General features: G+C 35.7%; 7 protein-coding genes. 3 read left to right on the top strand and 4 right to left on the bottom strand.

Annotated elements, in window-relative coordinates; all coding sequences use genetic code 11:
• Positions 1–43: 43 nt before the first annotated feature.
• Positions 44–430 (bottom strand): hypothetical protein, encoded by a 387-nt coding sequence (locus QP953_RS09530; protein WP_052592741.1) that lies wholly within the window; start codon positions 428–430, stop codon positions 44–46.
• A 230-nt stretch (positions 431–660) separates the two neighbouring features.
• On the opposite strand from QP953_RS09530, the gene hisS reads away from it, so the two are divergent.
• On the top strand, positions 661–2,022 hold the full coding sequence (gene hisS, locus QP953_RS09525) for a histidine--tRNA ligase (RefSeq protein WP_309554808.1): 1,362 nt from the start codon (positions 661–663) through the stop codon (positions 2,020–2,022).
• Between the two features lie 74 nt (positions 2,023–2,096).
• Here the strand turns inward: hisS and lipA are convergent, their stop codons facing one another.
• Together lipA and QP953_RS09515 are read right to left on the bottom strand one after the other, a co-directional pair.
• Entirely contained in the window at positions 2,097–2,972 is an 876-nt protein-coding gene (lipA, locus tag QP953_RS09520) for a lipoyl synthase (RefSeq protein ID WP_052592737.1), read from the bottom strand.
• A 248-nt stretch (positions 2,973–3,220) separates the two neighbouring features.
• A complete protein-coding gene (locus tag QP953_RS09515) occupies positions 3,221–3,988 on the bottom strand; it encodes a hypothetical protein (RefSeq protein ID WP_156039632.1) in 768 nt (255 codons plus the stop codon).
• Positions 3,989–4,402: 414 nt separating this feature from the next.
• On the opposite strand from QP953_RS09515, the gene QP953_RS09510 reads away from it, so the two are divergent.
• Both QP953_RS09510 and QP953_RS09505 read left to right on the top strand, forming a co-directional pair.
• Complete coding sequence (locus QP953_RS09510; RefSeq protein WP_309554806.1) at positions 4,403–6,820, top strand: TonB-dependent receptor; 2,418 nt, start codon at positions 4,403–4,405, stop codon at positions 6,818–6,820.
• A gap of 124 nt (positions 6,821–6,944) precedes the next feature.
• Positions 6,945–7,772 carry a class I SAM-dependent methyltransferase gene (locus QP953_RS09505; RefSeq protein ID WP_309554805.1) on the top strand — a complete coding sequence of 276 codons (828 nt, stop codon included), beginning with the start codon at positions 6,945–6,947 and terminating at the stop codon, positions 7,770–7,772.
• On the opposite strand, the gene QP953_RS09500 is transcribed toward QP953_RS09505, so the two are convergent.
• On the bottom strand, positions 7,769–10,876 hold the full coding sequence (locus QP953_RS09500) for a CHAT domain-containing protein (protein WP_309554803.1): 3,108 nt from the start codon (positions 10,874–10,876) through the stop codon (positions 7,769–7,771). The genes QP953_RS09505 and QP953_RS09500 overlap by 4 nt on opposite strands.
• Positions 10,877–11,110 lie beyond the last annotated feature (234 nt).

Raw genomic sequence — 11,110 nt, 5'->3', positions numbered from 1 at the left:
TACCAACTGTTAAGATAGTATTTATATTGGTTTAAATAAAAACTTATACGGGAATAAAAATAAATTGAGGAGCAGGCTTCTCTAATAGAAAAATACAAAAGCTATTTTTTTTCTCTTTGTATAATTTTCTAAACTCATCAATCTTCTCTAAAGAAACAACTTTTTTCATTGCCAACTCTTCTAAGGTGGTTGCATTAAATGACAACTTCTCTCCTTCCACAATAGGAAGACCAATATTTACAGTTGTAAAAGAAGGAAAGGCTACCAAGATCGGGTAATTGGAAACATTTTCATCTTGAATTGTTTTAATGGTTTGGAGGAACCATTCTTTGTCTTTTTTGATTGCTACTTCTAGTGCTCCTAAAATTTCTGAATCTTGCTCCAAGGTTTTCACAATTGTCTGATTATTTTTAAGAAGATTAATATCCATGCAAAAGTAAGATTTACTATTGAGAAAATAAAGTTTTTGATTTTTCTATCTTAGTTATTTTGGATATAGTTTTATGTAGTGTACTTTTGGAGCCTTTAAAAGCAGTTTTTATGTTGTGTTTCTTCAAGTCTTTTTTATTACACTATATATTATAGTATAATAATTCAAAATGTTTTGAATCAAACACCATTCATTTATAAACAGAATCATACTATAAATAATAATATACCATGAAACCAAAGTTAGTACGTGGGACTAGGGACTTTTCTTCTGAGGTAGTCAATAAGAGAAATTACATTTTTTCAACATTGAGAAAAGTTTTTACAAAATATGGCTTCAACCCTCTGGAAACTCCCGCTATGGAAGAGTTGAGTACCTTAACAGGGAAATACGGGGACGAGGGCGATCAGCTTTTGTTTAAGATTTTAAATAATGGCGATTATTTGGCAAAGGCAGATACGGACGCATTAGCCAATAAAGATTCAAAAGGGTTAACTGCTTCTATCTCTCAAAGAGCTTTGCGCTATGATTTAACCGTTCCATTTGCACGGTATGTTGTTTTAAATCAGAATAACATTTCTTTTCCTTTCAAACGTTATCAAATTCAACCCGTTTGGCGAGCAGACAAACCTCAAAAAGGACGCTACAGAGAATTTTATCAATGTGATGTTGATGTTATTGGTTCGGATTCTTTGTTGTACGAAGCAGAATTGTGTCAGATTTACGATGAAGCATTTGCCCAACTAAACTTAGGTGTTGTTATTCGTTTGAACAATCGAAAAATCTTAGATGGCTTGGCTCAATATGCAGGCTATCCTGAACTGTTTGCAAAGATTACCGTAGCTATTGATAAATTAGATAAAATAGGTTGGGATGGTGTCGAGCAAGAATTGAGTCGCATGGGAATCGATCAAGCAGGTTTTGAAAAGGTAAAGCAAGTTATCAATGCGCCTAATATAGCTACCCTAAAAACTTTGTTTGAAGGGATCGAAATAGGGTTAAAAGGTATTGAAGAATTGGAAACTGTTTTAGAATTTTTGGAAGGTTATAACTTTAGCAACCAACTGAAGGTTGACTTTGCTCTAGCTCGTGGATTAAGCTATTATACGGGCTGTATTTATGAAGTGGAGGTAGATACATCTATTGAAAGCCAGAAGAATATCAAAATGGGAAGCATCGGTGGCGGTGGTCGCTATGCAGACTTAACAGGTATCTTTGGACTAAAAGATATGTCGGGTGTCGGTGTTTCATTTGGAGCAGCTAGAATTTATGATGTCATGGAGGAATTGAATTTATTTGACACTGTTGAATTCAATACTAGCAAAGTATTATTTTTAGCAATGGACAAGGATGCCTTGAAGTATGGTTTTAAAGCACTTCAAAAAGTTCGTGCCGCTGGTATTTCTTCAACCATTTATCCTAAAGCTTGGAAGTTTCAAAAGTTGATGAAATATGCTGATAAAGTAAAGGTTCCTTATGTTATTATCATTGGCGATAAAGAAATGGAAAGCGGACAACTAGGTTTCAAAAATATGCAAACTGGAGAACAACAAGCGTTGAGTATTGAAGATATTATCAAAATACTGAGCTAATCTATAGATTATTTATAAAAACAGGGCAATTTGAACTTTCAAATTGCCCTGTTACTCTTTATGGATTGGTCTGTTTAAATATGGCGTTCTGCATGATAAGAAGAACGAACCATAGGTCCTGACTCTACATAATCAAAGCCTTTGGATAGACCAATTTCTTTGTACTCTGCAAACAAATCAGGATGAACATAATCTGCAATATCAATATGACGTTTGGTTGGCTGCAAATATTGTCCTATTGTAAGCACATCGCAACCATGGGCTACTAAATCATCCATGATTTTCATCATTTCTTCTTTGGTTTCACCCAATCCTACCATAACCCCCGATTTGGTTCGTTTGCCGTATTCTTTAGTTCGTTTAATTTGTTCTAAACTACGTTGATACTTTGCTTGAGGACGCACTTTTCTATAAAGGCTTTCGACCGTTTCCATATTGTGTGATACGACTTCTTGTCCAGCACTAATCATCAATTCCAAAGCATCCCATTTTCCACGCACATCAGGAATCAATGTTTCGATGGTAGTAGTAGGCGAATACTCTTTGACCAATCGAACGGTATCAAACCATATTTGTGCTCCTTTATCTTTGAGCTCATCTCTATTCACAGAAGTAATTACAGCGTGTTTAACTCCCATTAATTGTATGGCTTCTGCCACACGTTGCGGTTCGTCAGTATCCAATTCTGGCGGACGCCCAGTAGCTACTGCACAAAAAGAACAAGAGCGGGTACATACATTTCCTAGAATCATAAACGTAGCCGTTCCTTCTCCCCAACATTCTCCCATATTAGGACAATGACCACTTTGACAAATGGTGTGTAGCTTGTATTCGTCTACTAATTTTCGAACTCGCTTGTAGTTCTCACCCATTGGCAATTTTACTCTTAACCAATCTGGTTTTTTCTTACGTTCAGCTTTAGGCTGTACGATTGGAAGCTCTATTAACATAATTTATGTTTGGTTAGTACTTCGTAGATTTTTTGTTTTGCTATCGCAAACCCCAAAAGCATCTCTGTCTCAATTTGATTATCTGTGTTTTAATATTTTGAATATCTAAACGTTACCTTGTTAATGATCAAATTAATAGAATTGTCTTACGAAGTATTGTTTGGTTACAATAGTTTGTCAAAATCAAACTATTCTTTTCATTAAGTTCATTATGAATCTATTGGAAAACGATTTTATTTGCATATTGCTTACCAACGATGTCCTAAATGTATATTGATATACAAATTTACGAATACTGGAGTATTTTTTTCAAAAATCATAATAGGAATTTCTTCAAAATAAAAATCAGCAGCAATTCCAATTTCAATATCTTTTAACACATTGTCAAATGCTCCCCAGTCGATCAACAAGCCAGCCTTAACAAAAAAACCTGGCACTAAGTCTAATTCATCCCACCCGTAAGCTGCTCCCGAAGGACCATCTACTTCTTGAGGGTTTAAAAACTTGAGCAAGTTCGCTTCACTATACTTTTCAGGAACTATGTTTGGACGACCTCCATTATCTCTGTAAATTAAATCTAAATAATAAGGTCGAACCATTCCTAATGAAAATCCTCCCGAGTAAGTAAAACCAAGAGAGACAAGCCTTCTATTTCTAGCAGACAAATAATATTTTTCACCATAACCTACTCTTGAGAAAAACAAGTTATTTTTTTTGCCGTAAATAAATGCCTTGGGCGCACCTCCTACGATTGATAACCCATCATACGTTTGACGACGTTCTTTGGTGTGTTTTATTTCCCCAAAATCCACAAAAAAAGACAAGGTTCTAAATGGACTTTGAATTAAACTATAGGCTACATTAACTTGAAAGCCTCTTGTATTAATTCCTCCTCCTACAAATAACTCGTTATGAACAGGAAGTTCTTCTTCAGAAAACTTGGACGACCTTTTGGATTGCCCCCAACATGAAGCCACACCCATTACCAATATTAATATGTATATGTATTTATTCATAAGCAAGTATTTTATCATTTTGGGATAGACGAGGTATACCGTAAAGGTATCAACAAAAAAATCTCCCAAATGTTTTATAGCATAGTAAATTTACGATTTTTAGACTGTATTGTCAAATTTAGCATTTTGGAGACTTTTTTCACCTCGGCACAATAATTTTAACAAAGTCAACAAGCCAACAACAACCAATTAAAAACCAATCAAATACACTTAAATAGAATGGTCATAGCATCTAAAAAAAGGAGATTAAAAACTTTTTCTTAAAAAGAAATATGTACCTTTACCCCGCTAAAAAAGAAGGTTACCCCAATAAATTATAGCCTACTTTCAAAGAATTTTATAACAGTAAACTTTATACCTTCCTCTGTAGAGGTTAGATTTTCCATATAAAGTAATAACACAAAAGTAAAAGCTATGAAAAGTTTTACTTGTACTATTTTTCTTCTATTTACAACCATTTTCACTTCTTCTATTTTCGCTCAAAATACGGGTACTATTACAGGAATTGTAGCCGATTCGCTAACTCAAGAATCGCTACTGGGTGTTAATGTCCGTGCAGGGACATTTGCGGGAACAAGTGATTATATTGATGGAAAGTACACTTTAGAACTCCCAGAGGGAGAACATACCATACAATTTAGCTATTTGGGCTATGCAACCAAAAGCCAAATGGTAACTATTGAAGCTGGCAAAACGGTTGTCATGAACATTTATCTTGGCGAAGAAGCGACTATGCTAGAAACAGCTACTGTAACGACTAGTAAATTTGCTAAATCGCTAGGTGAAGTAACGGTCTCATTAAGTGTGGTTTCACCTGACCTAATTGAAAACACCAATGCCAATGCCGTTAATCAGGTATTAGACAAGGTTCCTGGGGTCAATACAATGGGAGATCAGGTAACCATTCGTGGCGGTTCAGGTTTTGCACAAGGTACTGGAAGTCGTGTTCTTATATTAATGGACGACTTGCCCGTCATGCAAGCAGATGCAGGGCTTCCTAACTGGGGAGATTTGCCAACTGAAAACATTGCTCAGATGGAAGTACTAAAAGGAGCGGCATCTGCACTCTACGGCTCTTCTGCTATGAATGGTGTTATCAATATTCGCACAGCTTATCCTTTGAACAAACCATTGACTAAAGTAAGTATTTTTGGAACTGTTTATGGCGATCCTGCCGATCCTGCTAACAAGTGGTGGACGGCTAAAAATATGCCTTTTGAGACAGGCTTGCAATTCGCACATCGTAGGAAAATTGGAAAATTTGATATCGTATTAGGTTCTAATCTAGCTTATAACCAACATTATATGCGTTCATATCAACAAGTAGATGCCAATACAATTGATTCTATGCCAGGTTATAATAACCGTGCAAGAATCACACTAAATACTAGATATCGCCATTCTGAGAATTTAATTTTCACGCTGAATACAAATATCAACATGGGAAGTCAAAGTGTGTTCTTATTTCACAACCGTGCAAAACCTAATCTAGGTCTTTACGAAACAGATTTTGATCCTGCTCCCCGCGGACAAAACTTTAGAATGACGATTGACCCTGCGGTTACTTATTACGATAAGCTTAGCAATCGCCATCGTTTTCAGTTCCGTTATTTTTATATTGATAATAACAACGAAGGCAAGCAAAGCAACAATTCTAATACACTATATGGAGAATATCAATTCCAAAGAAAGTTTGAAGCATTGGATGGTCTCGAATTGGCCGCTGGTGTTGTAGCAAGTTCAGTGATGTCAACTGCTGAAGTTTATGGAAATGAAAGTTATACACACAATAATTTTGCTGCTTATCTACAATTAGATAAAAAGTTTTTCAAACGCCTAAACCTTTCATTTGGTGCCCGTTACGAGATAAACACAACAGCTTATCCTGACTCTATCCATTATACATTAACCTTAAGAGGAACTCCCCTTCGTAACGGAGATAGACATATTGCTTTGCGTGATACGATAGAACATAGACCTGTGTTCCGTTTTGGAGCTAGTTATCAATTAGGAGAAGCCACCTTCTTCCGTGCTTCTTGGGGACAAGGTTATCGTTTCCCTACTGTATTGGAAAAATTCATTTCTACAACCGCTGGAGGTATTACTGTTGCTCCCAACCCAGGATTGGTCTCAGAAACTGGTTGGAGTGCAGAAATTGGTGTCAAACAAGGATTTAAGATTGGCAAATGGCAAGGATTTTTGGATATTGCAGGTTTCTGGTCGGAATATGAAAACATGATGGAATTTCAAGCTTCTCGTGAAATCAACTCACAGTATTTTAATGCTCCTATTGCTTTTCAAGTTCAAAACATTGGCAATACTCGTATCACAGGAATTGATGTTAGTGTAACAGGTCAAGGTAATTTAGGTGACTTCAAAGTAGCCTTACTAGCGGGATACACCTTTTTAAATCCTCAGTATAAAAACTTCCAAGATAGTATTGTTCAAGCAGATATTAAGGAATTCTCAACATCTGAAGAAAATATTTTAAAATATAGAAATAGACATACTATAAAGTTTGATGGGCAAGTCACTTACAAAGGAATTTCAGCAGGAGTAACAGTCCAATACCTTTCTTTTATGGAAGCGATTGACAAATTTTTAATCGGAGGCACTTCCCCATCATTAGATCCACTTACCAAAATATACTACTTTAGACAAAAACACAACAATGGTTCTTTTGTTTTAAATGCAAGGTTAGCTTATCAAATTGCAAAGTTTGTCAAGGTTTCTTTCTTGATGAATAACGTGCTGAACAATGAGTACGCTATCCAACCAGGAAAAGTAGAAGCACCTAGAAACTTTAGTCTAAGAGCTGACTTTACATTTTAAGCAATTACAATCATACTACTATGAGAGGATTTGAAAACTAACACGTCAATAGTTCGTTAAAAATCTATTAGAATGTTCGTTTTTAAATCCTCTATTTACATTAGCTATCTACAATCCTCTAACAGTGAGTATCGGGCAACGTTTTCTCAAATTCTATTGGCAAGCACAAACAAAATATACGATTCATTCACCTTTTGTATTTTCGTTGATTGAAGAAGTCATTGAAGACAACCGAAGGTATTATGACTTTAGTGCATTAGAACGTCTTAGAATCATTTCAGAAAGAAACACAACGACCTTAAACGTCACGGATTTAGGCGCTGGTTCTCGGGTAAACAATACAGCATCTAGAAGTATCGCTAGCATTGTAAAAAGTGCCGTTTCTCCCCAATGGCAATGCGAATTTCTCTTCCGCCTTGTACATTATTTGCAACCTAAAAATCGACTAGAATTAGGCACTTCTTTAGGCATTAGCAGCTTGTATCAATACATCCCTCTACGAAAAGCACCTTTTTATACCTTGGAAGGCTGCCCCAATATCGCTCAAGTAGCTGCATCTAATTTCAAGAAACTGAAAGCCACTCAAATCCAACAGCTTGTTGGTGACTTTAACCATACCTTACCACAGGCTTTAGAAAAAATGCAGCGCTTGGATTATGTTTTTATAGATGGCAACCATCAAATGAAACCTACCCTATCCTATTTTGAGACTTGCCTAAAATACAGCCATCAAGATACGGTTTTTGTCTTGGACGACATCTATTGGTCAGAAGAAATGCAACTGGCTTGGGAAACGATCAAAGCACACCCTAGTGTCACCTTAAGTATTGATCTTTTTTTTGTTGGATTAATCTTTTTAAGAGCAGAACAAAAAGAAGTCCAACACTTTAAGATTGTTCCTGCTAAATACAAGCCTTGGAAAATGGGCTTCTTTGCCCCTTCTCACCACTAACGTCTTTGCCTTAACGCTTGCAAGCTCCACCATCCCAAAAAACCAAGAAAAGCAATTGGAATGACAAACCACCAAATATAAGTTACTGGCTCGCTAACTTCGATAGCTTGATAGTTGCCAATTACAATATAACCAGCCCAATATGCAGGGTGTGCCTCTAGTCCTTTTGCGTTTTTTAAATACTTTAACTTAGCACGACGCAAAGCAACATCTTTATCAATCTTTTGTTTTAGGTTTTCATAAAAATAATCCATAATAATAGGACCATAAAGATCACTTTGTTCCCACAAAGACAAAACGACAGAAGGGCTTCCTGCATAGATAAAACTCCGCCCCAAGCTCACAATCCCTTCTCCTCTTTGGTAAGGTCCATAACCTGTTTGGCAGTTACTCAATACCACCATCGAGGCATTTAAATTGAGTTGCTTAATTTCGTTTGTTGTTAATTGGTTGTCCTCTTCTTCGTGCCCGTCTTCTGAAAAAATTAAGCTAGAGTATTCTGGAAAATCAGGGTCAATCATACCATAAAGTCCCAAATGTAAGATGCCGTAACTACTAGCATATTCTTTAAAATAATATTCGGTTGCGTAACGATTAAGATAAAAATCTCCAGCATATTTTTCAGATAAAGAATCTATTTCAGCTTCCACACCTTCTCGAACCTTCAATGAAGCTCTTAAACGCTGTAATTTTTGAGCTCTAATAGGCATTAGTTCTTCGTTTGCATAAGTCGCACCGATTCCTAATATTTCGTTGTTAATTGGTTCTCTAACTCTACTTCCTTCGTTTAACCATAGCGTACTCGAATAGTTATAAGCAATTTGTTTTTGTTTTAACAAATAAGCCAAAGAGGGAAAATTAACCTCATGAACCTTTTCTACAGGGATATCTGTTAAGAGCGTTTCAAAAGGAATATAACTTAGCAAGCCATCGGGAATAATAACCACACGTTTACTTTTATTCAATAATTCGTGGTGCATCAATTTATAATACAACTCATATGCCGTCATGCAAAAATCCTTGTATCCTCCCGACTGTACGTGTTGTTTCAATTTACTATGCGTAAAATGTTTGTAATATTTCAGAATGGTAGGCTTGTACGTTCTCCAAAAAATTCTACGAATGGCTAGCGTGTCTTTTTGGATAATAAATTGATAAATTGCCTCCTTACCTTCTAAATATTGCACCAACGTTGTTGAATCATTCAAAGCCTGTTGCACACTATCCAATCTTGCTATCTGCGTGTTGTATTTGAACTGGTAGTATTTAGTATGATTTTCTTGAAGATTTTGTTTTATGAGTGTCAAACTAACTTGCAGCGCTGCCATTTGCTGCTGATACCAATCCAATACCGTAGCTTTTTCTTGGAAAACTTGTGCCTCCCAATAACGTTTTTGGTACCATAACATCCGCTGTTGCAATGTAGATACTTTCTGAAGGACTGTAGCAGGGACATTACCAAATTGTCCCGCATCAGGCTCATTCATCATCATTTGTAGCAGCACAGCTTTACATTCTTCTGCCAACTGAAAAGCTTCTTTTACATATACTTGCTCTTGTTTTCTTTTATGTAATAACTCACAAACTTCAATAAACTGTTCATAAACAACTACCGTCCGATCAGAAAAACTCAACGGCAAGTTCCTTTCTGCTTTCAAGATTCTAAATACTTCTAAAGTGTATTGAGCATGATCATATATTTCTACTAAAGAAACACTATATTTTGACCGTTCGTACAATACCAACATTACATTGATTTTTTGAGTCAAGATTTGTATAGCCTGCTCTTTTGAAAAAAGACTATTAATTGCTGGAAAACCTTTCTTTTTTCCTTCATTACTTAGTGCCCACAAGGCATTCATATACGACCTTTGGGCTTGATCGTATTTTTTTTGAATTTGATAACAATCTCCCAAATTCAACCAACGAGTAGCTGTTTCAGGGCTTTGGGCTTGAAACCCCTTGCCCCCACCTACAGCACGTTGAAATGCTGATTCAGCTTCGTTATAACTCTTTTTTGCTAAGTGGACCTTTCCTTTAGTAGACCATTTTTCCCACTTCTTGTAATCTGTTTTTACCTCTTCCATTTTTTCAAGGTAAACTTGAGCGCTATCCAATTGTTTTTCTTCCAAAAATTCCAAGGCCATCATATTACAAGCATCAAGGTAGATATCACTTGACTCTATTGCTCCTTTTGTGCTTCCCAATTGTACTAGTGAGAAAACTTTTCTTAGATAAAGTACCGTTTCAAGAGGTCGATTTTTTAAGTTGAAATAACAACTAGCTAACTGAAACCATAGCTTAGCCTGCTCTCTTTGATAAATAGAACGCTCTGCCATAAAGTTAATGGCTTCTACATAATAATCTTTCGCTCGATTATAATTCGCTTGCTGATAATAAATATCGCCCAATTGCTTATAAATAAAAGCTGTTTGCACAGAATCTATTGGTGATTGCTGCAAAGTCTCCTCCAACATTTTTTTAGCTGCTAACAAAGCATTTTCAAAATCGCCTGTAGCCATGCCTACAACTATTTTAGCATCATACAACTGGGCTGAATCAGCTTGATTTTCTATCAATTGCGCTGCTTTTTTCAGATAATCTGTTGCAGCTCTCAAATCCTTTGGATAAGTCGTTGCATCCTTTGCCCATATCTTGTAAGCATAAATTAACGCATCTTTATTTTGGGGCACGTTTTCCAACAAATTCAAATAATAATAAGCAGAATCGATGGACTTGTCTACCGTCATAAAGCTTTCTAAATACCACTGTGTTTTGTAAGCATATGTCCATGCTTTTGAGGTTTGGATTTGGTTTAAATAAGTCCATTTTTGATCCGCAGATAATGTAGTTGCATTTAAAACCAATTCGAGGAATTTTTGTCCTGCCAACTCTAAAGCAGCGATATCATTTTCTTTTTCTAAAACGTCTATCAATAAATTTTGATAATAAATCAAACTATCTAAATTCTCTCCCCTTTTGAGCGACTCTATACGTTTCTCTAAAGTATTTTTGTCTGATGGAAGCTGAAAACTCATCAAGAGTATCCCTGATACCAATGACATAAAAACAGATAAAATAAGAATAAAATAGTGCGTTCGCATATAGTATAAATTGGTGGTCTCTTGTTTTTGATTGAAGCATTTTCTACTCTACACAGCAGTTTTTAAAAATCCAATAAAGCCCGCTTTTTTTAAAAGAAAAAAGATTTTTGAAACTGAATTTTTAAATTAACAAATGCTTATATTGCAAAAATAAAAAAAAGACTCTACATTCTTATTTACTAGAAAATCTTTACCCTATATTTAGGAGTTTAATACTTCATCCCTTTCTTTTTT

It is taken from the genome of Aureispira sp. CCB-E (genome assembly GCF_031326345.1).
Taxonomy (GTDB): domain Bacteria; phylum Bacteroidota; class Bacteroidia; order Chitinophagales; family Saprospiraceae; genus Aureispira.
Note: the sequence above shows the minus strand (reverse complement) of the source record. Positions and strands in the feature narration are given on the sequence as shown.

Bases quoted from the DNA above. Each gene is read 5' to 3' on its own strand.
- QP953_RS09530 (WP_052592741.1), bottom strand. From the start codon at position 430: ATGGATATTAATCTTCTTAAAAATAATCAGACAATTGTGAAAACCTTG.
- hisS (WP_309554808.1), top strand. From the start codon at position 661: ATGAAACCAAAGTTAGTACGTGGGACTAGGGACTTTTCTTCTGAGGTA.
- lipA (WP_052592737.1), bottom strand. From the start codon at position 2,972: ATGTTAATAGAGCTTCCAATCGTACAGCCTAAAGCTGAACGTAAGAAA.
- QP953_RS09515 (WP_156039632.1), bottom strand. From the start codon at position 3,988: ATGAATAAATACATATACATATTAATATTGGTAATGGGTGTGGCTTCA.
- QP953_RS09510 (WP_309554806.1), top strand. From the start codon at position 4,403: ATGAAAAGTTTTACTTGTACTATTTTTCTTCTATTTACAACCATTTTC.
- QP953_RS09500 (WP_309554803.1), bottom strand. From the start codon at position 10,876: ATGCGAACGCACTATTTTATTCTTATTTTATCTGTTTTTATGTCATTG.